This is a genomic window from Corynebacterium pilosum DSM 20521 = CIP 103422, assembly GCF_000373805.1.
Taxonomy (GTDB): Bacteria; Actinomycetota; Actinomycetes; order Mycobacteriales; family Mycobacteriaceae; genus Corynebacterium; species Corynebacterium pilosum.
Window position 1 is genome coordinate 41,594 of sequence record NZ_KB892438.1, and the last position, 21,339, is coordinate 62,932.

Below are 21,339 nucleotides of genomic sequence, written 5' to 3' on the forward strand. Positions count from 1 at the left end.
GCGTTGTCCTTTTCTAACCCGTCTTTTCGTCGGCAGCCAACTGGCCACAGGCCGCCGCGATCTCCTGGCCCTTCGTGTCACGCACCGTGCACGGCACCCCCTGGGCGATCACGCGGCGCACGAATTCGTCCTGGCGTGCCTTCGGGGAAGCGTCCCACTTCGAGCCCGGGGTCGGGTTCAGCGGGATCAGGTTCACGTGCACCTTGGAACCCAGCGCGTCGTGCAGCTTCTGCCCCAGCATGTCTGCACGGAAGTCCTGGTCGTTGATGTCACGGATCAAGGCGTACTCGATGGACACGCGGCGCGAAGACTTGTCCGCGTAGTAGCGTGCAGCCTCCAGCACCTCGTCGACCGAGTAGCGCAAGTTGATGGGCACCAACGTGTCGCGCAGCTCGTCGTCAGGCGTGTGCAGTGACACCGCGAGAGTGCAGGAGAGGTCTTCGTCGGCAAGCTTCCTGATCGCAGGCGCGAGCCCCACCGTGGAGACCGTGATGTTGCGCTGCGAAATGCCGAACCCGTCTGGGGACGGCTGGGTGATCTGGCGCACCGCAGAGACCACGCGCTTGTAGTTGGCAAGCGGTTCACCCATGCCCATGAACACGATATTGGACAGGCGCGAGCCTTCGGACTCCATGCGTGCGGCGGCTTCGCGTACCTGGTCGACGATCTCCGCGGCGGACAGGTTGCGGTCCAGACCGCCCTGACCGGTCGCGCAGAATGGGCATGCCATGCCGCAGCCAGCCTGGGAAGAAATGCACAAGGTCGCGCGGTCCGAGTAGCGCATCAGAACGGACTCCAGCAAGATGCCATCATGCAGGCGCCACAGAGTCTTGGTCGTATCGCCCTCATCGGTTTCCACGGTGCGCACCGGGCGCAGCAGCGTGGGGAACAAAGCATCCTTAACTAGGTCGCGCTGCGCGGCCGGCAGGTCCGTCATGGTGCTTGGGTCCGCCTCGAAGCGGCCATAGTAGTGACGGGCGATCTGATCCGCGCGGAACTTCGGCAGGCCCAACTCCTGGATTGCCTCCTGCCGCTCCTGCTTGGTCAGGTCAGCAAAGTGCTTCGGGGGCATGCCGTGCTTCGGTGCGAGTAGCTGGATCTTTGGAATATTGTCACTCATCAGGTTTGGGCTCCGTAGGTGGTTCTAATAAAAAATATGTGTGGGCAGGGCGACGGGAGTAACGCCGCAGACGCGCCGTCAGTTTAAACTGGGGGCATGACACGTGATTACAATCCCGTAGACCAGCCGGGCGACAACCCGGACCAGTACGATTCCACCGGGCCTGCCCCCACTGCTGGCGAGCCAGTCTACATCACAGAAGAGACGAACTCCACGCCGCCACCTGCGCCCCAGCCGCAGGAACCCGCCCATGGCGACGGCAAAGTCAAGGGATCCATCGCAGGCGGCACGTGGGCAGCACTGATCATCGGCGCGCTGCTGCTCATCGTGCTGATCATTTTCATTCTGCAGAACCAGCAGCAGGTGGAAATCAACTTCCTATCGTGGACGGTCCAGTTCCCGGCCGGGATCGCCTACCTGATTTCTGCGATTACGGGCGCGCTGATCATGGCGCTTGTTGGTGGCTGGCGCATGTTTGAGCTGCGCCGCCAGGTGAAAAAGGCCGCCCGCTAGCTCGCGAGAAAGCTGAGCACCAGCCACGTGGCTGCGGCTGCTGGAAGCATGCCGTCCAGTCGATCCATCAGGCCGCCGTGTCCAGGCAGAAGCGCGGACATATCTTTAATGCCTAGTTCGCGCTTGAACTGGCTTTCTACCAGGTCGCCCATCGTCGCGCAGACGACAAGCGCGAACCCGAGGATCAGGCCGATCCACCATTCTGTCTTCAGCAGGAAGACCACGCACGCAACGCCGGTGATCATGCCGAAGATGACGGATCCCGCGAAGCCTTCCCAGGATTTCTTCGGGCTCACCGCGGGGGCCATGGGGTGGGCACCGAACATCACGCCGGCGATATAACCACCGATATCCGAGGCCACCACGCACAACATGAACGTGAGGATGAACCGCGGGCCGGTAACGTCCCACGTCTCAAGGTTGGAGAGCATGGCGCCAAAACCGCCGAAGAGCGGCACCCATGCCAGGACGAAGATGCACACCGCCGTGTCGCGGAGATAATTCTTCGGGGGTGTTGTTCGGCCGTGGTGGAACAGTCTGCCAAACATGAGCAGCAACACGCTGAGCGTGAAAGTAAAGAGCAGCCCAGTGGCATCGAAAAACCAGGTGGACCACACCATCACCTGGCCCAGGATGATCATGACGGTGCGCGGGAGCACGTAGCCTGCCTCGCGCAGCCTGGTGAGCACCTCGAACATGGCCACGCCCACCGCTACGGCGACCAGCGGGTACCACCCGATTGGTCCTGCGATTAGCGCGACAATGACCAAAGCGCCAAGGCCGGCGCCGACAAGGATAGCTTGGCGCAGATCCCGGCCCGCCGAATTCCTCGGCTTGGGCATATCAAGGCGCAGCTTGTCCTCTAGGACGGCGCGTGCCCGGTCCCTCTTGCGCCGCCGCTTCCGTTCTTGTTCTGTGCTCACCGTCGTGGATTTGTGCTTCAAGAGGACTTAGACCTCCATCAGCTCCGCTTCTTTATTTTCGACGAGGTCATCGACCTGCTTGACGTACTTCGCGGTCACACCGTCCAGTTCCTTTTCTGCTGCGGTCACTTCGTCCTCGCCTGCATCGCCATCCTTCTGGATCTTCTTCAGACCCTCCATGCCGCTGCGGCGGATGTTACGGATAGCAATCTTGCCGTCCTCACCCTTCGACTTGGCAAGCTTGACCATGTCGCGGCGACGCTCCTCAGTCAGCTGCGGGATGGTCACGCGCAGGACCTGGCCGTCATTGGTGGGGTTCACACCGAGGTCAGAGTTGCGGATCGCGTTTTCGATCTCACCCATGGTGGACATGTCGTAAGGCTTAATCAGGAGCATGCGTGGCTCCGGTACCGAAATAGTGGCCATCTGGTTGATCGGGGTTGGCACGCCGTAGAAGTCTGCGACAACGCCGTTGAACATCGCCGGGTTCGCGCGTCCTGTGCGAATGGTCACCAGCTCCTCGCGGGTGTGTTCCACGGAGTTACCCATGCGTTCTTCAGCGTCCAACAAAATGTCATCAATCATAATGGTCCCTTCGATTCTCGGTTTAGATCTAACTTCTAATCTAGCAGCGCGAGCTATCACCTCACTCTACCCGACGTCACACCCCACACACGCCGGGCACGACCTTGTCTTTCGGGTCTTTTGTACTTGCCTGCCTCAAAGCGTCCATGACAGCATCGGTGTACGCGTATGTCCCCTCCACCGAGGGGTGGATGAAGTCATCGCGCAAGAGCACAGGATTATCCCTCACCGCGTGGCACCAGTCGGCCACGTACACATTGGGGTACTTCGCCGCTCGATCAAGTACCTCGGCTTCCGCTTCGGGCATGTACCAGCGATCACCATAAGGCAACACGATCACCACTGTGCGGTCCTCCCCCAAGGTCTGGATGATCGAATCCAACAGCTGCTCATCACCCGCACCATTCGACGCACCGTTGGTGCCGAAGCCCAGCACAATATTCTCGCGCAGCATCCCCTGCGCCTCATAGGTGGCGATCAAACCTGGCACCGATTCGTAGTGGCGCGACACCGCACCGTCGACATAAATGCCCGGCAAGCGTTCGTACATCGCAGTTGATGCGGCCAGCATCACCGAGTCACCGATCGCCAGGATCTCCGTGCCTTCAGGCACAGTCGGTTCCACGGACGCTGGCGCCTCCGAATGCTGCGTAGCCGTGGTCTTCTTCGCCTGAACCAGCGCCTCTTGTTGGGCACGCTTTTGCTCTTCCTCACGCGCGGCGAGTTCATACTCCATCTCCGTCATCTGCGGCGCATAGACCAACCCGCCGATGGTGGCCAGCACAGCGGCAATGGACACAGCAGAGGTGGACAGCATTCGCGCCGGTGAGGAGTTCTTTTCGACGATCGACCCCACCACCGACGCATAACCGCGACGCCGGAAGGGGTCCTCCACCAATCGCACGGAAACTTCCGACAAAATCCACGAGACCACTAGGGCTACCCACGCGGCAGCCTGCGTATCTCCCATGATCTCGCGGCAGAACACGATCACCGGCCAGTGCCAGAGATACAGGCTGAACGACAGCCTGCCCAGGTGGCGCAGGACCCACAGGCTAAACAGTGGCGCCAGCACGCGGTTGCCCTTAATCACCCCGTGCATCACCACAGCGGTGAGCGCAGAGGCAAGGAAGAGGCCCCCGTTATAGGTTTCGGGTGCTTCGTCGGAAAGCGTGGCCTTGAGCAGCAGCACACCGACCAGGGCCGCGACCTCGAGTGTGCCGGTCAGCCCGCGCAGACGAGTGCGCTCCCGCCACACCACATCTGAATGGCGGTGGCCCTGCATCCAGATCGCCATCCCGGCGCCAATCAGAAGCCCGAAGGCGTGCGTGTCGGTGCCGTAGTACACGCGCGACGGGTCATCGCCGGGGACGTAGAGCTGAATCATCCACCACAGCGACAGGCCAGCCAGCGCAAAGCACACCAGGGCGATCCAGCGCAGCCGGTACACGCCCCACAGCGCCAGTAGCGCGATGACGATGACCGGCCAGAAGATATAGAACTGTTCCTCGATGGACAGGGACCAGTAGTGGGCGAAGACTTCCGTGTCGGCGAAGTAGGACTGGCTGGCGGCGATCTGTCCCCAGTTATTCACGAAGAACAAGGTGGTCAAAAACTGCCTAGCTAGGTCCACGGTGGCATCGCCGCGCACGATGGCTGCCACGATGGTGCAGATCATGAGCACGAACACGGCCGCCGGCACGATGCGCCTGAAGCGCTTGAGCCAGAAATACTTCAGATCAATGCGCCCGGTAGCGGTCTTCTCGCGGATCAGCAGCGAGGTGATCAGGAAACCGGACAACACGAAGAAGATGTCAACGCCCAGGTAGCCGCCCGGCAGCACCGCCCCGAAGAGGTGATAAATGACCACTGCTGTTACCGCCAGGCCTCGGACGCCGTCCAAGCCGGGGACACGTGGGATGGAACGCTTCGCAGCGGTCAGGGTACTCATGAGGTCGCGCAGACTTTCGCCGAAGAAACTTAGTTGACACAAAGAGTGTGCCTGCGCAATGAAGGAAAACCAAACCGAATGTCCAACTGGCGGGGTAATCTTTTAGAATGCCTCATCCCGCACTCACCTTTCTGGACAGCACCGCCACACCAACAACCACCGGCAGGCTGGCCGGCTGGATGATGCCGGCCAAAGACTTAAGCGACGTCGCCGGCATGCCCACCACCCTCGGCGCACCCCACCGCCGCTATATCGCCGAGCACACGGACCCGTTTCTGCAAGCGCTTATCGACGAAGGCCTGACCATCACCGGTAAGTCTGTCACTTCGGAGCTAGGTGCCACGATCTACTGCGAGCGCGAGGACACTCCTCTTCTGGAGTCTGCCGCTTACCCCGGATGCACACCTGGCGGGTCCTCTTCTGGTGCGGCGGTGGCGGTGGCTACTGGCATGTACCGGGCCGCCCACGGTTCCGATGCCGGCGGTTCCTTGCGCGTTCCCGCTGCCGCGAACGATGTGGTGGGCTTCAAGCCCGCGGCCGACGGGTTTTCCGCCCAGGGTTTCATCACGCGTTCGGTGGCCGACCAGGCACTACTCCACAACCACGAGTTGGAGGAGGTCTCCGGGCTACGCATCGGGGTGCTCACCGATCCACTAGTCATCGACACGGACGTGTCTGCGGATCGTATCGCCGCAGTGATGACGGCCGCCGATCAACTCGCAACGAGCAACGACGTGGTGCAGATCACCCCATATTCTGCAGCTGCAGAAACTTTCGCGCATTTCCGCAACCGCTTCTTCGCCCACTACGCCTCACTTGACGACGAGACCGGCGGCTACCTCGGCTGGGTGCGTGACTTCGGCCGGACTATCACCCCAGCGCAGCTGCGTGAGGCGGAGCGGCACTTCTCCACGCTCGCCACGCGCCTGCGCCATGAGTGGGGCGTGGACTTTGTTCTTACTCCGACGGTGGCCTTCGATCCCCCACCGATCGGCTACTTCCCCGGCTTGGATCACCCTGAGAATTTTGCGGCCCAGACGCGTTGGTCGCCGTGGTGCTCTCTGTTTAATGTGACTGGCGGCCCGGCAATAGCAATCGGCGCGGTCCACCTGGGAAGTCTCCAAGGTAGGACGCGCGCCGATGATAGAACGCTGCTTTCAGCCGCAGCGATCGTCGAAAAGCGACCTTAAGCGACCAGGGTGCCGATTTGCTCGCCGCCGACCGCACGCTTGATGTTGCCGTGCTCGAGCAGGTTGAACACCAGGATTGGCATGTTGTTGTCCATGCACAGGGAGAAGGCGGTGGCGTCGGCGACCTTCAGGCCCTTCTCGATGACCTCGCGCGGGGTGATCTCGGTGAAGAGTTCCGCGTCTGGGTTGGTTCGTGGGTCATCCGAGTAGACACCGTCGACGGCCTTGGCCATGAGCAGCACCTCGCACCCGATCTCTAGGGCACGCTGGGCTGCGGTGGTGTCGGTGGAGAAGTACGGCATACCCATGCCCGCGCCGAAGATGACCACGCGGCCCTTCTCCAAGTGGCGGACAGCGCGCAGCGGCAGGTAGGGCTCGGCGATCTGCGCCATGTTGATGGCGGTCTGCACGCGGGTGTCGATGCCGCGCTGCTGCAGGAAGTCCTGGAGGGCCAGGCAGTTCATGACGGTGCCGAGCATGCCCATGTAGTCGGAGCGCGCCCGGTCCATGCCACGTTGCTGCAGCTCAGCGCCGCGGAAGAAGTTTCCGCCGCCGATCACCACGGCGATCTCTGCCCCGGTGGAGGCCACTTCGGCGATCTGCGCGGCGACATTCTCCACGACATCCGGGTCGATGCCGACTTCTCCGCCGCCGAACATCTCACCACCCAGCTTGAGCATCACACGCTTGTAACCATGACGTTTGGGGGTTTCGGGGGCAGTCACTGCTGTTGGCTCCTTATAGGTGGTGGGCAAAACTGTCCCATATCCTACCCTTTCGGCTCCTGGGAAGAGAAAACGCAGGAACCCCCCTAGCGCCTACCTGCGTAGGTACTAGGGGGTTCGGGTGGGAAGGCTTACTGCTGGCCAACCTCGAAGCGAGCGAACTGGGTGATCTCTACACCGTTCTCCTCGCAGAACTGCTTGGTGGTCTTCTTGGAGTCTGCCAGTGCTGGCTGCTCCAGCAGGACGATGTCCTTGAAGAATGCGCCAACGCGGCCTTCGACGATCTTGTCGATGGCAGCCTCAGGCTTGCCCTCGTTGCGGGTAATCTCTTCCTGAACTGCGCGCTCCTTCTCAACGGTCTCCGCTGGGACGTCCTCGCGGGTCAGGTAGCGTGCCTTCATTGCAGCGATCTGCAGAGCAACCTGGTGCGCGGCCTCATCGGCCTTATCGCCCTCGCCGGAGTAAGCGATCAGTACGCCGACTGCTGGTGGCAGGTCAGCGGAGCGCTGGTGCAGGTACTCGTGGGTCTTCTCACCCTTGACGGTGACTGCGCGACGCAGTTCCAGCTTCTCACCGATCTTTGCGGAGAGCTCCTGCAGAACCTCGTGTGCGGTCTTGCCGTCCACGTCTGCGTTTGCCAGCTCTTCCTGGGAGTTTGCGTTGACTGCTGCTGCAGCGTCGGCGATCTTTGCTGCGAGGTCCTTGAACTCCTGGTTCTTCGCCACGAAGTCGGTCTCTGCGTTGACCTCGATCATGGTGTTGCCGGAGACAGCAACCAGGCCCTCAAGAGCGTTGCGCTCTGCGCGCTTGCCCACGTCCTTTGCACCCTGAACGCGCAGGATTTCGACGGCCTTGTCGAAGTCGCCACCGGACTCTTCCAGTGCCTTCTTGCAGTCCATCATGCCGGAGCCGGTCATCTCGCGGAGCTTCTTAACATCAGCAGCGGTGTAGTTCGCCATAGTGGGCGATCCTCCTCGTTAATTCGTGATCAGTGTCAGTTGTTGATCTTGTAGAAAGATTAGTCGACTACCAGTGCACTGGCATGTCGAAACGACGACACCCCCGGCATACCGCGCGTGCGCCCTGATTGAAGTGATCGGACGTCGTGCAGGACACAAGGGGTGACTATCGTGCGTGAAGCGCGGGCTTATGCCTCGGTCTTCTCCTCAGCCTTGTCTTCCGACTCAGCCTGGGCTGGGGCCTCAGATGCCTCTGCTGCTGCAGTTGCGTCGTTCGCGGCCTTCTCCTCGGTGTCACCAGCCTGCTCGCGTGCAGCTGCCAGCTGGCGCTCTTCGCGTGCCTGCTTACCAGCGACGACAGCCTCGCCGATGATGTGGGTGAGGACCTTGACGGAACGGATTGCGTCGTCGTTGCCTGGGATCGGGAAGTCCACAACGTCTGGGTCACAGTTGGTGTCCAGGATTGCGACAACAGGGATACGCAGCTTCTCTGCCTCAGAGACAGCGATGTGCTCCTTGTTGGTGTCCACGATCCACAGTGCGGAAGGCACCTTGGTCATCTCAGAGATGCCGCCCAGGACGCGCTCGAGCTTGTTGCGCTCGCGAGTCAGCATCAGGACTTCCTTCTTGCCGCGGCCTGCGTAGCCGTCCTCGGCTGCGTCCATGGCCTGCAGTTCCTTCATGCGGCGCAGACGCTTGGACACGGTCTGGAAGTTGGTCAGCATGCCGCCGAGCCAGCGGTGGTTGACATATGGCATACCAACGCGGTCTGCCTCTTCCTGTACCGCTTCCTGTGCCTGCTTCTTGGTGCCGACGAACAGGATGGTGCCGCCGTGTGCGACGGTCTCCTTGACGAATTCGAATGCTTCGTCGATGTAGGTCAGCGTCTGCTGCAGGTCGATGATGTAGATGCCGTTACGGTCGGTGAAGATGAAGCGACGCATCTTCGGGTTCCAGCGACGGGTCTGGTGGCCAAAGTGCACACCAGCGTCGAGGAGTTCGCGCATGGTTACAACTGCCATGGGAAGCTCTCCTTCGGAGTAAAATCAGTTCGGTTAATGTCATGTGCGCGGGTTTTTGTCCCGCGCCCTAGCGACGAGCCACTCCGACACCCAGAAAACCCTGGGACCGTTGTTGGAGGTGGCGCCACAAAAATCGTGGTCGTTCGCCGCGCGTAGTCAGCCTGGCCAGAAGGTTCTGGACACACTGCTGTCGCTTAGTGTAAACCCTCTTGACGCTTTCGCCAAACGCACGCGGCTCCTTTATCCACAGGCACCTAGTTATCCACAGGTTTTCGCCAGCGCCTCTGCACGGTCCCTCGCTTCCTGCCACGATCAGGCTATGAATCTCACGCGATCGTCGTTAAGCGCACTCCTGCTCTGTGCCCTGCTCTCCCCTGCCCTTGCCTGGGCTTATGTCGACCCGACGACGGGGGCACCGTCCGCCACGCGCGTGCTGCGTGGCCCGGATATCCCGGAGCAGAATTGGTTACCCGGCCACCGCGGCGTCGACTTGGCGCTGGGTATCGGCGATGATGTGCTTGCCGCCGAGGACGGCACCGTCGCTTTCGCTGGGATGGTCGCGGGCACGCCTGTGATCTCGATTGATCATGACGACGGGATCCGCACCACCTATCAGCCCGTGCATGCGCTTGTCGACGAGGGCGAGCGCGTTACATCAGGCACCGTGATCGGGCGGCTGGGCCATCCCACCGACGGCTACCCCGGCCTGCACTGGGGCGCGCTGATCGCCAAGGACACGTATATCAATCCGCTGTCGCTTCTCGACGATCCCATGATCCGCCTCAAGCCCGTGGATGCGCCCGCGCGTAGACCTCTTTAAGCCGCTGCGCCGACACGTGCGTGTAGATCTGGGTGGTCTGCAAGGAGGAGTGCCCCAAAAGTTCCTGCACCACGCGCAGGTCCGCGCCACCTTCCAGCAGGTGGGTGGCGGCGGAGTGGCGCAGTTCGTGCGGGGTAAGCTCGCTGACACCTGCCTGCTTCCCGGCGCGCTCGGCGACGCGGCGGACCTGGCGTTGGTCGATCCGCCCGCCACGCACCCCGACGAAGAGCGCCTCGGTGTCTCCTGCTAGTTCCTCGCGCCCGTGGTCGAGCCAGCTGCGGATCGCGGTGGCCGCTTCCGTGCCGAAGGGGACGACGCGTTGTTTGTTGCCCTTGCCCGTTACGCGGGCTTGCGCGCGGTTGAGGTCAATGTCATGCAGGTTCAGGCCGGTCAGTTCGGCGACGCGCATGCCGGTGGCGTAGAGCAGCTCAAGCATGGCGTGGTCGCGCAGGCTCTCTGGGGTCTCGCCTTCGGGCGAGGTGACGATCTCGTCGGCACGCTCCGGGTTGACAACCGTGGGCAGGTGGCGGTTGATTTTTGGCGTGACCAGGCGTGCGGCCACATCGGAGTTGAGGTGGCCGTGGTTGTAGGCCCAGGTGGAAAAGGCGCGCACGGCGGCGGTGCGCCGGGCCAGGGTGGTGCGCGCCAAGCCGTTGCGGACGGCGTCGGCAAGCCAGGACCGCAACGTCACGATGGAGAAGGCGCGGAAGGTGGGCGCAAACTCGGTGAGCGTGGCCAAGTCGGAGGTGTACCCGGCCACGGTGGCTTCGCTGCGGCCTTGGACATACCTGAGGTGGTCGGCGAAGTCCTCGATCGCCGCTCCGACTTGGGTTACTTCACTTGCGTCACTCACGCCTCATTACTATACCCGCGCCCACGCATTCCCCTCGCGGACCACCACCCCACGCTTGGCTAGGTCCACCAGCAGGTGCACCGTCAGCCCGATCGGCATATTTGCCAGACTCGCGATCTCTTCGGCGGTATGGCGCTGCTCCCCCGGTTTCGCCATCGCGTCGAAGACCCGCAGCTCATTGCGCGACAACTGCTGGATCGGCGAGGGCGCGAACTCGAATTCCATCTGCTGGTCCACATCCACCTCGCCCACCTTCGACAGGTGCGCGTGCACCTCCCGGATATCCGCGATCGCGGTAACGCCAGGGTCCCGCAGGCGGGCGTTGCAGCCCATTGAGTTGGCATCATTGATCGGTCCGGGAACCACCATGGCCAAGCGCCCGAACGTGCCCGCCCGCGTCAAAGTGTTCAACGCACCAGAGCGAAAGCCCGCCTGTGTCACCAGCGTGCCCTGCGCCATCGCCGCAACCAGCCGGTTGCGCTCCAGGAAGCGGTAGCGCTGCGCATGCGAGCCCGGATAGTACTCGGCCACCAGAGTTCCGCCGGCCTCCACCACCCGCTCAAACATGGGGATATTGGACTGCGGGTACCACCAGCCCGGCCCGCTGGCCATCACGACCATCGTGCTCCCGCCCAGCTCCAGGGCCGTCTCATGCGCCACTGTGTCCACGCCCAACGCCCCACCGGAAATGATGGTGTACTGGTTGGCCACCATGTGGGTCGCCACAGCTTTCGTGACATCAGTGCCGTACGTCGTGGCCGTGCGCGTGCCGACGATCGCCACCGACCTGGCGGACAAACGGGATAGGTCCGTTTCACCACGCACCCACAGCCCATGCGGCGCAGTCAACTCACCAATGGAGGTCTTCTGGTTCACCGCACTGCTTTCCGCCGCCGCGTTAAACGCGGTAGAAAACTCGGCGGCTGGCCACCGCGGGTCCCCAGGATGAATCAGTTCGAACCCGTAACGGTCTGCGTGCTCCAGCATCTGGTGCGGGTTCGCCGACGCCCGGGCGGCCGTCTCGTCGTACAGCGGACCGATCCACCCCTCGCGATTTTTCACCGCCGCAGCGATCTCTGGCGCGCTGTGGCCCGCCCGCAACAACTGCTGCAGGTGCTGCGAAGGCCCATCCAGCACAGCCTTTAGGTACGCCCATGCCATCAGGTCACTCATGCCGCCACCTGCCCGCCCGGCGCGTCGCGCAGATCAACCGCCTGCGCCACGTGTTCAAGTTCTGGCTGGTCGGCTCCTGCGAGATCAGCAAGCGTCCACGCCAGCTTGATCGACTTATCCACCCCGCGCTGGGTCACATCCCCCTGCGACAAAAGCGCGGAGAGCAGCGCCATGCCGGATTCGGTCGCCGGATACTCCCGGCGCAGCAGCGCACCAGATACCGTCGCGTTGATGATCCCTTCCAGCCCTGCGCGCTGCCACCGCGCGGTACTGCGCTCCCGGGCCAGAGCCACACGTTCCGCAATCATCGCCGAACTTTCCGCGTTAGCGGCATGCAGCACCGCGGTATCGGCGGCAGTCTCCACGGCGATGTCGATGCGATCCCGCAGCGGGACCGACACATTATTCAGATACGTCGCACGGTGCCGCGAAGAACAGGTACACCTGCGCCAATCGGCGGCACCACACCTGCACGGGTTCGCAGCCAGGATCAGCTGGAAGCGTGCCGGGAAGGTCACTTCGCGCTGCGCCCGTGACAATCGCACAGCACCCTCTTCCAGTGGTACCCGCAACCCGTCCAGCACCACCGCCGGTATCTCGCTGACCTCGTCCAAGAACAGCACGCCGTGGTGGGCCAAGCTCACCGCGCCGGGCATGGGCCTCCCGCTTCCACCGCCGATCAGCGCCGCTTTAGTGATTGCTGGGTGCGGCGCCACATACGGCGCGTGGGTGATCACCTGGCTGGCGGACTCCGCCGCCACCGAGTGGACGGCGGTCGCCTCCACCATCTGGGTGGTGCTCAGCGGTGGGAGGATCGATGGGAGGCGGGCAGCCAGCATCGATTTTCCCGATCCCGGAGGTCCCGTCATGAAGACGTGGTGCCCACCAGCCGCGGCGACCTCCAAGGCGTGCTTGGCCGAGGACTGCCCGGCGATATCCTGAAAGTCCTCACGCTGGGGTGGCGCCGGCCGTGGCCCTGCAACATCGACTGCCGCCAGCAGCTCTCCTCCTCCCTGTAGCCACTGCCATACCTCCTGCAAGGTGTCTGCCACCAGGATGGAGCGGTCCCCCAACAGCGCAGCCTCGTCGGCGTTGTCCGTGGGGATCACTTTAAAGTCCACATCCGTCTTCGCCGCCAGCATGGGCAGCACACCGTCGACCCCGCGCAGCCGCCCGTCCAAGCCTAATTCGCCGGCCAGCAACGTGCGCGACAAGCGCGGCGCAAGCTCCGGCAGAAAGGTGCTCAGCACCGCGATGGCCACCGGCAGGTCAAAATGGGATCCGGCTTTCGGCAGGTTCGCCGGCGATAAAGACACGGTGATCTTCGTCTTCGGCCACGGCAGGCGCGCGTTCATCACCGCGGTGCGGATCCGGTCGCGCGACTCTTTCACCGCCGTTCCTGCCAAGCCGACGATAAACATGCCCGGCAACCCTTTGCCGATATTCGCCTCCACCTTCACTGGGTGCGCTACCACCCCTTCGACAGTGGCGGTATAAGTGCTAGCAAGCGCCATCGTCGACCCCCTCGAAAAGCTCCACGGCAAAGGAGTCGCCCACCACGTTTAAGGCCAGCACGTCGAAACGCACCGGCGCATAAGGCTTGTCCATCAGCCAGCGCAGCGCGGCCTGGCGCATCCGGTACAGCTTGCGCTGGGTGACGGATTCCGCGTTGCCGAACCCGAGCCCGGAGCGCGTTTTCACCTCGACGAACACGATCGTGCCGTCTGGCTCGCGCACGATGAGGTCAAGTTCCCCCACCGTGTAATAGACGTTGCGCGCAAGAACCGTCGCCCCACGCTGTTCATAGAATGTGGCCGCCGCCTGTTCCCCGCGGCGCGCCAAAGATTGACGAGCAGTAGTCATAATCTCCCCCTGAGAAAGTGTGTTGGTACACCTTCATCATGAGGGCCCGGGAGGCGTTCGTCGATACGCGACGAAAAAATGCCCGAAATCTGTGGAAAACAACATTGTTATCCACAGGTTCCGGGCGAAAAGCCGAATTTTACCTATCTATTTATCGGGGAACACAAGGTCTGGCTTATCAAGCTCTTCGATGTTGACGTCCTTGTACGTGATCACACGCACATAACGCACGAAACGCACGGCGCGGTACATGTCCCACACCCACGCGTCCGACATACGCACCTCGTAGTACACATCCTTGCCTTCCGTGTGCGGAATCAGCTCAACGGCATTGGCCAGATAAAACCGGCGATCCGTCTCCACCACGTAGGAAAACTGACTGACCACGTCGCGATACTCGCGGTACAGGCTCAGCTCGACCTCTGCCTCGTAGTTATCCAATTCCTCAGCGCTCATGGGCACGCACTCCTTCTTGGTACAACGCGTCTGCTGCAGCAACGTTGGAATAAGTGTAGCGATGCAAAGGGGTCGCACCGTGGCGGCGCACCGCATCCATATGCGCCTTTGTGCCATAACCCTTATGCCTGTCCAACCCATACTCCGGATAATCCTGCGCAAGTTTGCCGACGAGGCGATCGCGACTTACCTTCGCCAACACACTCGCCGCGGCAATACACCGCGCTGAATAATCCCCACCGATCACCGGCAGCTGCGGCTGCACAAGCCCTGGCACACAAAACGCATCCACCAGCACATACTCCGGCCTCACGCCAAGGCGGGACACCGCCAAACGCGCCCCGTCCAGGTTCGCGTTCTGAATCCCTCGGGCATCGATCGTCGCCGCGTCAATATGGACCACGCTGTGTGCGAGGCACTTATCGACGATCACCTCAAACAGTTTCTCGCGGCGCACCGGAGAAAGCTTCTTCGAATCCGTTAGCCCCTCCAACTCCGGGATGATGCGCTGCGGGAGGATGCACGCCGCAATGGTGATCGGCCCGAAGCACGCCCCGCGACCGGCCTCGTCGATGCCTGCCACAGGCCCCAAGCCAGCCTTTGCCAGGGCGACCTCGAAGGTGCGCAGCTGCTTCAGCCGGCGCACGCTACTGCTGGATGTCCGGGTCGTCCACGCCACCGAACCGGCTGAGTGGAAGGATGATCATCTGCACCTTGCCGCGCAGGTTCTCCTCCGGGATCGCACCCTGGTGCGGGTCACCAATGTGGTAGCGCGAGTCAAGAGAGTTGGTGCGGTTATCGCCCATCATGAAGTAGTGATCCTCTGGCACCTGGACCGGCCCGAAGTAGTCGCCGCCACAGGCCTCCGAGCCCGTGGCTGGATTCACCGGGTAGTACGGTGGCTGCAACGTGTAGGACTGATCAATCGGCTGGCCGTCCACCATCACAGCAGGGTCGCCCTCCTGGCAGGACACGGTCTGCCCACCCGTGGCGATGATGCGCTTGACCAGGTTATTCTCATCCGGTGCAACCAGCCCCACGTAGGAGCCCAGGTTCTGCAACCCGCGCACCACGCCGTTATCGCTGCGCTGGGACACAAAGCCCTGGTTCCACGAGTCGGTCCCCTCAAACACGACCACGTCGCCGGCTTCGGGCTCACTGAAATAGTAGGAGACCTTTTCGACGAAGATCCGGTCCCCCGTACACCCCTCACACCCATGCAGGGTCGGCTCCATCGACGCCGAAGGGATCAAGTAGACGCGCCCCACAAACGTCTGCAGCACAAAGATGATCGCGAGAGTAAGAACGATCACCACAGGGATTTCGATATACCACGGAGTAGTCTTCTCTTCTCCCTCTTCGCGGTTCTGCCCCGAGTCTGCTGCATCAGTTGAAGTCGTCACAAGGGGCTACTCTAGCAGCACACAAGAACAACAAACGCCCCGCCACACTGTTTGTGAACAGTGTGGCGGGGCGCTCGTCGATAAGCGCGCTAAAACTAGCGGCGCTCCTTAATACGTGCAGCCTTACCGCGCAGCTCACGCATGTAGTACAGCTTCGCGCGACGGACCTTGCCGTGGCGGTCCACCTCGATGGACTCGATGTTCGGGGAGTGCACCGGGAAGGTACGCTCCACGCCAATGCCGAAGGAGACCTTGCGGACGGTGAAGGTCTCGCGGATGCCGTCGCCCTGGCGGCGGATGCACACGCCCTTGAACAGCTGGGTACGGGTGGTGGAGCCCTCGATGACCTTCACGTTCACGTCCAGGGTGTCGCCTGGGCGGAAGGATGGGATGTCGTCGCGCAGCTGTGCTGCATCAATCTTGTCGATAATGCCGTTGCTCATTGAAGCAATCCTTTTCAATTCTGGATAGAGGATCCTGGCGGCTTCTCCCACGCGGGGCGCACGTACCGGTTCATATCAGCTACAAAGTACAAGCAAATATTGTGCCACAGGCCGTGCTTAGCGGCCAAATCCAGCCTGGCGCAGCGCGTCCGCCATGCTGCCGGACTGAGACTGTTGTTTCTTCTTGCCGCGCTTCTGCTCCTTGGCCTTGCGCTTCGGCTTGTTGCTCGCGCCGGGTTCGTCGTCGAGGCGCAGACTGAGTCCGATGCGCTGGCGCTCCACGTCCACATCCATGACCTTGACTTTCACCACTTCGCCGGAACGGACCACGTCGTGCGGATCCTCCACGAACTTGTGGCTCATCGCCGACACGTGCACCAAACCGTCCTGGTGAACGCCCACGTCTACGAAGGCGCCGAACGCGGCCACGTTCGTCACGGTGCCCTCCAGGATCATGCCCGGGGTCAAGTCAGAAACCTTGTTTACGCCTTCTTTGAAGGTGGCCGTCTTGAACTCGGGGCGTGGGTCGCGGCCCGGCTTGTCCAGCTCGGCGATGATATCGGTCACCGTGGGAACGCCGAACGTGTCGTCAGCAAAGTCCGCCGGCTTCAGCTTCTCCAACACGCGTGTGTTCCCGATCAACTCATCGACAGCCAGCCCGGTACTCTGCGCGATCTTTTCGACGACAGGATACGCCTCTGGGTGCACCGCCGACGCATCCAAAGGCTGGTCGCCACCATTGATGCGCAGGAAGCCGGCACACTGCTCAAAAGCCTTCGGGCCCAAGCGCGGCACCTTGCCCAGTTCCTTACGGGTGGCAAAAACACCATTGTCGTCGCGGTAGGCCACGATATTTTTCGCCACGGTGTTAGAGATGCCTGCCACGCGTTCCAGAAGCGGCACGGACGCCGTGTTCAGGTCCACGCCGACGGCGTTCACCGCGTCTTCCACCACGTCATCCAAGGTCTTCGCTAGGGCCGTCTGGTTCACATCGTGCTGGTACTGCCCCACTCCGATCGATTTGGGGTCCACCTTCACCAGCTCCGCCAGCGGGTCCTGCAGGCGACGCGCGATGGAAACGGCCGAGCGCAACGAGACATCCATGTCCGGGAATTCCTTCGCCGCGATCTCACTGGCCGAGTACACCGACGCACCCGATTCACTAACGACGACCGGCGTCGGCCTTGTGCCACCCGCCTTCTCGATCAGGTCAGCGACTTCCCCGGCAAGCTTTTCAGACTCGCGGCTGGCCGTGCCATTACCCACGGCGATCAGCTCCACGCCGTGCGTGGCCACCAGGGTGGACAGCTGCTGTACAGCCTGGCTCCACTGGTTCTGAGGCTGGTGCGGATAGACGATCGCGGTATCCATCACCTTGCCGGTCTCGTCTACCACCGCGCACTTCACACCGTTGCGGTAGCCCGGGTCCAGCGCCAACGTGGAACGCTGACCGGCCGGTGCCGCGAGCAGGACGTCGCGCAGGTTGGTGGCGAAGATGTCTAGCGCCCCCTCCTCCGCCTTTTCCTTCAGGCGCATCCGCACATCCAGACCGGAGGAGACCAGCAGTTTGGTCCGCCAGCCCCAACGCACCGCGTTGGCCAACCACGTCGAGGTCTTCGTGTCTAGGTCGAAGCGGTCCGCGATCTTTGCCTCATAGGTGGCGTCCTCCCCCGGATCCAGGTTGAGGTTCAGCACGCCCTCCTTCTCCCCTCGCAGCAACGCCAGGATGCGGTGGGACGGCAGGGAGGTGAAGTCCTCATTGAAGTCGAAGTAGTCCTTAAACTTCGCACCTTCCTGTTCCTTGCCCTCGACCACGCTGGCACGCATGGTACCGGTGGAGTACATTTCCTCGCGGACCTCGCCGACCAGGTCCGCATCGAGTGCGAAGCGGTCGATCAAGATGGCGCGGGCACCCTCCAGCACGGCCTTCGTGTCGGCGAAGCCCTCGGTCACATACTCCTGGGCCAGGGCCTCAGGATCAGCGGAGGGATCGTCGATAAGCGAATCCGTGAGCGGCTCGATGCCGGCCTCGCGAGCGATGTCCGCCTTCGTCTTGCGGCGCTTCTTGTAGGGCAGGTAGAGGTCCTCAAGGCGGGCCTTCGTATCGGTGGCCTCGATCAGCGCGCGCAACTCGTCGGTGAGTTTGCCCTGCTCATCGATCGCCTCGATGATCGCTTCCTTGCGCTCGGCCAGTTCGACGAGGTAGGTGTTGCGTTCCTCGATGTGGCGCAGCTGGGCGTCATCCAGCCCGCCGGTGGCTTCCTTGCGGTAGCGGGAGATGAACGGGACCGTGTTGCCTTCGGCAAGTAGGGTCAGCGCGGCATCAACCTGTGACTGCTTAATGCCAAGTTCTTCTGCAATAGTGCGGGCGATAAATGTCATTCGTGTAACTCTAGCAACTAGTCCTTGTGGTTCCACGCACACGCAGCGGTCACGCCGGGCTCCTTGTAGCCCTCGTCGGTGGTGCCATACCAGTAGGTGCCGGCGGGAAGGGCGGCGACGACAGCCTTCGTGGCATCGCGCAGGTCCAGCGCGCTGCGCCCGTTGACCACCACGCGGTACAGCGCCTCCGCCACCGGCACGTGCCCCTCGGCCTGTTCGAACTGGCAGACCAGCATGTTGTCCGGTTCGCAGGTTAAATCCACCAGATCTGTATTAATGTCATAGGGCTCAAAACCGGCCTTGCGCAGCTTCTTCGGCATCTTTTTCGCGGAGCGTTCCCACTCCGTCGGGGTGATCAGCACGTTCAGGTCGGTCGCAATATCGCGTGCATGCAAAGTAAACAGGTCCTCCTCGGTCAGGGTGTTCTCGTCGATAAGTTCAGGCCGTACGCGCTGGGTCCGCAAGAGCGACTGGTCGCGGCGCCACCGCTCGACCTTGGCGTGGTTGCCGCTGAGCAGCACCTCGGGCGCCTCGATCCCGCGCCACACGCGCGGCTTGGTGTAGGACGGCCCCTCCAGCAGCCCGTCGGAGAAGCTGTCCTCCTCGTGGCTGGCCGCGTTACCCAGTACGCCGGGGATCAGGCGGGTCACCGCCTCCGCGATCACCAGCGCGGCCACTTCCCCGCCGATCAGCACATAATCGCCGATGGAGACCTCGCGCACGCGGTAGCGCTTCTCCGCATCCTCGAACACGCGCTGGTCGATGCCCTCGTAGCGGCCACATGCGATCACGATATGTTCCTCGCGCGACCACGCCTGCGCGTCCGCCTGGGTAAAAGGTTTACCCGCGGGGGTGGGCACCAGCAGCAGCGGCTTGGAGCGGTCCTCGCCCGTGTCGGCGTAGGGCCGCGGTGCCTTACCCAGCAGTTCGTCGTGACGCAGCTGGTCCGCGCGGTGTTCGCTTGCCGACGATAGCTCGTACCCCACCCGGCCGTCCGCCACGTCGTCGAGCGCCGGACCCCACACCTCTGGTTTCATCACCATGCCGGGACCGCCGCCGAGCGGCGTGTCGTCGACGGACTTGTGGCGATCGGTTGCCCAGTCCCGCAAATTGTGAACGCCGATCTCGATGATGCCGTCCTCGATCGCCTTGCCCAGCAGGGCATGCCTTAAAGGTTCGAGGTAGTCGGGAAAGATGGTGATGATATCGAGTCGCTGAGCCATTTGAGTCACCTTTTCAACGATACTAGGGGCCATGCCGAAGTTGAATCGTCTCTTGATCGTCGCCGCCACCGCCGCCCTCCTCACGGCGTGTGGCTCCGGCGCCGAATCTGCCGCCCCCAGCCCGACTGCTGCACCAGAGGTTCTGCAAAATGACCTCCCCAGCGAGTCCCCTGCACCTGAGATGGCACCAGAGACGACCGGCAACCGCCAAGAGGATCTGACCGCAGGCACGGATAAGGATGCGTGCATCGCATCGAACCTCGACGTGACGCTGGCGAACGAAGAAGGCTCCGCCGGCTCCCGCGCCTTAGAGCTTGAATTCACCAACACGGGTGACACGTGCGAAATGATTGGTTTCCCCACGGTCACCGTGGTCGGCGACGGCACCGGCCGCCAGATCGGCGCGACCGCTTCCCGCGAGCCCGTCTCCACCGACTACGTCACTTTGAAGAAGGGCGATTCCGCCACGAGCACCGTGACCGTTGCCGAATCCGACGCCGCCACCTGCAACCCCACCGACGCCGACGGCCTACGCGTGTTCCCACCAGCCAACACGAACTCCATCTATGTGCCCGTGCCTGGCCTCGAGGGTTGCGATAACCCAGACTTGTCCACGCTGACGGTGGGCCCAGTTCTCTAGAGTTCGAAGAGCCCTTCCGGCGGGGTGACCACTAGCAGGCCCTCGTCGAGGTCTACTTCGGGCACGATGTCATAGACGAAGGGCACGAGCACCTCGCGGCCTTTATAGTCCACCTCAAGGATCTGGCGTCCCGGCGTGTGCATCACTCCGGTGACTTCGCCGCTTTCCTCGTCGTCACGCACCACTTTCAGCCCGATCAACTCATGGTCATAGAAGCCGTCATCGTCGTCATCCTCCAGCGGAGGGGCGAAGAAGATAGTGCCGCGCAGCGTCTCTGCCATGTTCCGGTCCGGCACTTCCTTGAATTTGATCAAGAGGCGTCCCTTGTGCGGGCGCATGGTCTCCACCGTCAGCTCATGCTCTTTCCCGGCCTGCTTGCCGTGGAGGACTTCGTCGATAGCAAAGCGCGTCTCCGGCTCATCCGTGGTGGGGTCCACCACCACTTCGCCTTTGATGCCGTGGCATTTAATCACGCGTCCGATCTGCAATTCCATGGTCGCTGATTTTAGCGCAGATTAATTAAAGCCCTTGCATGAGAAGCCCTACGATTCTGCAGCTGCAGAAAATACCATGCTTACCGGTTGAAAACGTCAGGCTTATCGACGAAATCCCAGACGAACTGGATCACCGATTCGCGGTAAGGCAAAAAGTGGCCGGCGCGCATAAGATCGATCACCTCGTCGTCACGCGCCCACCGCACCTCCGCCACTTCGCGGTTCGGAACGGCTAGCGCACTCGCATCCACCTCGTGGCGCAGCACATACACATCGTCGAAGCCGTGGGCATAGTTCGCCGTGAAAGCGGGCCGGCCAAGCTCCAACTCAAGGCCAAGTTCCTCCCTGGTTTCGCGCTGCATCGCCTCCCGCGACGTCTCGCCGGCCATGGCGGAGCCGCCCACGGTCACGTCCCACAAGCTGGGCCACAAGGTCTTCTCGTCGGCACGCCGCTGGACCAACAGGCGGTCCTGGGCATCGAAAAGACACAACGTGACCACTAGGTGAAACTCGCCCGGCCCATGTTCCGTGCCGGTCTCGACGATTTTTCCGGTCCGAATACGGTTCTCGTCGTAAATGTCCCAGTGCTCCATGGGCATAA

At 62.3% G+C, this 21,339-nt stretch carries 23 protein-coding genes; 4 read left to right on the forward strand and 19 right to left on the reverse strand.

Features of this window, described 5'->3' with window-relative positions:
• Positions 1 to 13 precede the first annotated feature (13 nt).
• Positions 14 to 1,120, reverse strand: a complete 1,107-nt coding sequence (gene rlmN / locus B097_RS0100185; protein ID WP_018580511.1) for a dual-specificity RNA methyltransferase RlmN — start codon at positions 1,118 to 1,120, stop codon at positions 14 to 16.
• 96 nt (positions 1,121 to 1,216) lie between these two features.
• Between rlmN and B097_RS0100190 the strand changes: the two genes are divergently transcribed.
• Positions 1,217 to 1,633, forward strand: a complete 417-nt coding sequence (locus B097_RS0100190) for a LapA family protein (protein ID WP_018580512.1) — start codon at positions 1,217 to 1,219, stop codon at positions 1,631 to 1,633.
• Here the strand turns inward: B097_RS0100190 and B097_RS0100195 are convergent.
• The 3 genes from B097_RS0100195 to B097_RS12205 form a co-directional block, all read right to left on the reverse strand.
• Positions 1,630 to 2,475, reverse strand: coding sequence for a phosphatidate cytidylyltransferase (locus B097_RS0100195; protein ID WP_040429176.1), 846 nt, complete (start codon positions 2,473 to 2,475; stop codon positions 1,630 to 1,632). The genes B097_RS0100190 and B097_RS0100195 overlap by 4 nt on opposite strands.
• 108 nt (positions 2,476 to 2,583) lie before the next feature.
• Positions 2,584 to 3,141 (reverse strand): ribosome recycling factor, encoded by a 558-nt coding sequence (frr, locus tag B097_RS0100200; RefSeq protein ID WP_018580514.1) that lies wholly within the window; start codon positions 3,139 to 3,141, stop codon positions 2,584 to 2,586.
• Positions 3,142 to 3,217: 76 nt separating this feature from the next.
• Positions 3,218 to 5,092: an acyltransferase family protein gene (locus tag B097_RS12205; protein WP_018580515.1), complete on the reverse strand. Its 1,875-nt coding sequence runs from the start codon at positions 5,090 to 5,092 to the stop codon at positions 3,218 to 3,220.
• Positions 5,093 to 5,199: 107 nt separating this feature from the next.
• On the opposite strand from B097_RS12205, the gene B097_RS0100210 reads away from it, so the two are divergent.
• Positions 5,200 to 6,282 carry an amidase family protein gene (locus tag B097_RS0100210; protein ID WP_018580516.1) on the forward strand — a complete coding sequence of 361 codons (1,083 nt, stop codon included), beginning with the start codon at positions 5,200 to 5,202 and terminating at the stop codon, positions 6,280 to 6,282.
• On the opposite strand, the gene pyrH is transcribed toward B097_RS0100210, so the two are convergent.
• From pyrH to rpsB, 3 genes are all read right to left on the reverse strand, one after another.
• A complete protein-coding gene (gene pyrH, locus B097_RS0100215) occupies positions 6,279 to 6,962 on the reverse strand; it encodes a UMP kinase (protein WP_048402854.1) in 684 nt (227 codons plus the stop codon). The genes B097_RS0100210 and pyrH overlap by 4 nt on opposite strands.
• A gap of 176 nt (positions 6,963 to 7,138) precedes the next feature.
• Entirely contained in the window at positions 7,139 to 7,966 is an 828-nt protein-coding gene (tsf, locus tag B097_RS0100220) for a translation elongation factor Ts (protein ID WP_018580518.1), read from the reverse strand.
• Positions 7,967 to 8,154: 188 nt separating this feature from the next.
• Positions 8,155 to 8,988 (reverse strand): 30S ribosomal protein S2, encoded by an 834-nt coding sequence (gene rpsB, locus B097_RS0100225; protein ID WP_018580519.1) that lies wholly within the window; start codon positions 8,986 to 8,988, stop codon positions 8,155 to 8,157.
• 319 nt (positions 8,989 to 9,307) lie between these two features.
• Between rpsB and B097_RS12210 the strand changes: the two genes are divergently transcribed.
• Complete coding sequence (locus tag B097_RS12210; protein WP_026254188.1) at positions 9,308 to 9,808, forward strand: M23 family metallopeptidase; 501 nt, start codon at positions 9,308 to 9,310, stop codon at positions 9,806 to 9,808.
• Here the strand turns inward: B097_RS12210 and B097_RS0100235 are convergent.
• From B097_RS0100235 to trmD, 10 genes are all read right to left on the reverse strand, one after another.
• Positions 9,771 to 10,661 (reverse strand): tyrosine recombinase XerC, encoded by an 891-nt coding sequence (locus B097_RS0100235; RefSeq protein ID WP_018580521.1) that lies wholly within the window; start codon positions 10,659 to 10,661, stop codon positions 9,771 to 9,773. The two genes, B097_RS12210 and B097_RS0100235, sit on opposite strands and share 38 nt — an antisense overlap.
• 9 nt (positions 10,662 to 10,670) lie before the next feature.
• Positions 10,671 to 11,834: a DNA-processing protein DprA gene (locus B097_RS0100240; protein ID WP_018580522.1), complete on the reverse strand. Its 1,164-nt coding sequence runs from the start codon at positions 11,832 to 11,834 to the stop codon at positions 10,671 to 10,673.
• Entirely contained in the window at positions 11,831 to 13,348 is a 1,518-nt protein-coding gene (locus tag B097_RS0100245) for a YifB family Mg chelatase-like AAA ATPase (protein WP_018580523.1), read from the reverse strand. The genes B097_RS0100240 and B097_RS0100245 overlap by 4 nt, the downstream gene beginning before the upstream one ends.
• Complete coding sequence (locus B097_RS0100250; protein ID WP_018580524.1) at positions 13,335 to 13,697, reverse strand: YraN family protein; 363 nt, start codon at positions 13,695 to 13,697, stop codon at positions 13,335 to 13,337. Before B097_RS0100250 ends, B097_RS0100245 begins: the two co-directional genes overlap by 14 nt.
• A gap of 147 nt (positions 13,698 to 13,844) precedes the next feature.
• Positions 13,845 to 14,153, reverse strand: coding sequence for a DUF2469 domain-containing protein (locus B097_RS0100255; protein WP_018580525.1), 309 nt, complete (start codon positions 14,151 to 14,153; stop codon positions 13,845 to 13,847).
• Complete coding sequence (locus tag B097_RS0100260; RefSeq protein ID WP_018580526.1) at positions 14,143 to 14,799, reverse strand: ribonuclease HII; 657 nt, start codon at positions 14,797 to 14,799, stop codon at positions 14,143 to 14,145. The genes B097_RS0100255 and B097_RS0100260 overlap by 11 nt, the downstream gene beginning before the upstream one ends.
• Before the next feature lies 1 nt (position 14,800).
• On the reverse strand, positions 14,801 to 15,556 hold the full coding sequence (lepB, locus tag B097_RS0100265; protein ID WP_018580527.1) for a signal peptidase I: 756 nt from the start codon (positions 15,554 to 15,556) through the stop codon (positions 14,801 to 14,803).
• A 95-nt stretch (positions 15,557 to 15,651) separates the two neighbouring features.
• Positions 15,652 to 15,999: a 50S ribosomal protein L19 gene (rplS, locus tag B097_RS0100270; RefSeq protein WP_018580528.1), complete on the reverse strand. Its 348-nt coding sequence runs from the start codon at positions 15,997 to 15,999 to the stop codon at positions 15,652 to 15,654.
• A gap of 117 nt (positions 16,000 to 16,116) precedes the next feature.
• The gene (locus tag B097_RS0100275; protein WP_018580529.1) at positions 16,117 to 18,381 is read right to left on the reverse strand and encodes a Tex family protein; all 2,265 of its coding nucleotides are present in this window, start codon (positions 18,379 to 18,381) and stop codon (positions 16,117 to 16,119) included.
• A gap of 17 nt (positions 18,382 to 18,398) precedes the next feature.
• Positions 18,399 to 19,637: a tRNA (guanosine(37)-N1)-methyltransferase TrmD gene (trmD, locus tag B097_RS0100280; RefSeq protein WP_048402855.1), complete on the reverse strand. Its 1,239-nt coding sequence runs from the start codon at positions 19,635 to 19,637 to the stop codon at positions 18,399 to 18,401.
• Here trmD and B097_RS0100285 point away from each other — a divergent pair.
• Positions 19,636 to 20,244, forward strand: coding sequence for a DUF4232 domain-containing protein (locus B097_RS0100285; RefSeq protein WP_018580531.1), 609 nt, complete (start codon positions 19,636 to 19,638; stop codon positions 20,242 to 20,244). The two genes, trmD and B097_RS0100285, sit on opposite strands and share 2 nt — an antisense overlap.
• Here the strand turns inward: B097_RS0100285 and rimM are convergent.
• Both rimM and B097_RS0100295 read right to left on the reverse strand, forming a co-directional pair.
• A complete protein-coding gene (rimM, locus tag B097_RS0100290) occupies positions 20,241 to 20,738 on the reverse strand; it encodes a ribosome maturation factor RimM (protein ID WP_018580532.1) in 498 nt (165 codons plus the stop codon). The two genes, B097_RS0100285 and rimM, sit on opposite strands and share 4 nt — an antisense overlap.
• An 80-nt stretch (positions 20,739 to 20,818) precedes the next feature.
• Positions 20,819 to 21,331 carry an NUDIX hydrolase gene (locus tag B097_RS0100295; protein WP_040429179.1) on the reverse strand — a complete coding sequence of 171 codons (513 nt, stop codon included), beginning with the start codon at positions 21,329 to 21,331 and terminating at the stop codon, positions 20,819 to 20,821.
• Between the last annotated feature and the right edge of the window lie 8 nt (positions 21,332 to 21,339).

Bases quoted from the DNA above. Each gene is read 5' to 3' on its own strand.
- B097_RS0100275 (WP_018580529.1), bottom strand. From the start codon at position 18,381: ATGACATTTATCGCCCGCACTATTGCAGAAGAACTTGGCATTAAGCAG.
- B097_RS0100210 (WP_018580516.1), top strand. From the start codon at position 5,200: ATGCCTCATCCCGCACTCACCTTTCTGGACAGCACCGCCACACCAACA.
- rplS (WP_018580528.1), bottom strand. From the start codon at position 15,999: ATGAGCAACGGCATTATCGACAAGATTGATGCAGCACAGCTGCGCGAC.
- pyrH (WP_048402854.1), bottom strand. From the start codon at position 6,962: ATGCTCAAGCTGGGTGGTGAGATGTTCGGCGGCGGAGAAGTCGGCATC.
- B097_RS12205 (WP_018580515.1), bottom strand. From the start codon at position 5,092: ATGAGTACCCTGACCGCTGCGAAGCGTTCCATCCCACGTGTCCCCGGC.
- rpsB (WP_018580519.1), bottom strand. From the start codon at position 8,988: ATGGCAGTTGTAACCATGCGCGAACTCCTCGACGCTGGTGTGCACTTT.
- B097_RS0100255 (WP_018580525.1), bottom strand. From the start codon at position 14,153: ATGAGCGCTGAGGAATTGGATAACTACGAGGCAGAGGTCGAGCTGAGC.
- B097_RS12210 (WP_026254188.1), top strand. From the start codon at position 9,308: ATGAATCTCACGCGATCGTCGTTAAGCGCACTCCTGCTCTGTGCCCTG.
- B097_RS0100195 (WP_040429176.1), bottom strand. From the start codon at position 2,475: ATGCCCAAGCCGAGGAATTCGGCGGGCCGGGATCTGCGCCAAGCTATC.
- B097_RS0100295 (WP_040429179.1), bottom strand. From the start codon at position 21,331: ATGGAGCACTGGGACATTTACGACGAGAACCGTATTCGGACCGGAAAA.
- tsf (WP_018580518.1), bottom strand. From the start codon at position 7,966: ATGGCGAACTACACCGCTGCTGATGTTAAGAAGCTCCGCGAGATGACC.
- B097_RS0100250 (WP_018580524.1), bottom strand. From the start codon at position 13,697: ATGACTACTGCTCGTCAATCTTTGGCGCGCCGCGGGGAACAGGCGGCG.
- trmD (WP_048402855.1), bottom strand. From the start codon at position 19,637: ATGGCCCCTAGTATCGTTGAAAAGGTGACTCAAATGGCTCAGCGACTC.
- rimM (WP_018580532.1), bottom strand. From the start codon at position 20,738: ATGGAATTGCAGATCGGACGCGTGATTAAATGCCACGGCATCAAAGGC.
- B097_RS0100190 (WP_018580512.1), top strand. From the start codon at position 1,217: ATGACACGTGATTACAATCCCGTAGACCAGCCGGGCGACAACCCGGAC.
- B097_RS0100245 (WP_018580523.1), bottom strand. From the start codon at position 13,348: ATGGCGCTTGCTAGCACTTATACCGCCACTGTCGAAGGGGTGGTAGCG.
- rlmN (WP_018580511.1), bottom strand. From the start codon at position 1,120: ATGAGTGACAATATTCCAAAGATCCAGCTACTCGCACCGAAGCACGGC.
- frr (WP_018580514.1), bottom strand. From the start codon at position 3,141: ATGATTGATGACATTTTGTTGGACGCTGAAGAACGCATGGGTAACTCC.
- B097_RS0100285 (WP_018580531.1), top strand. From the start codon at position 19,636: ATGCCGAAGTTGAATCGTCTCTTGATCGTCGCCGCCACCGCCGCCCTC.
- B097_RS0100240 (WP_018580522.1), bottom strand. From the start codon at position 11,834: ATGAGTGACCTGATGGCATGGGCGTACCTAAAGGCTGTGCTGGATGGG.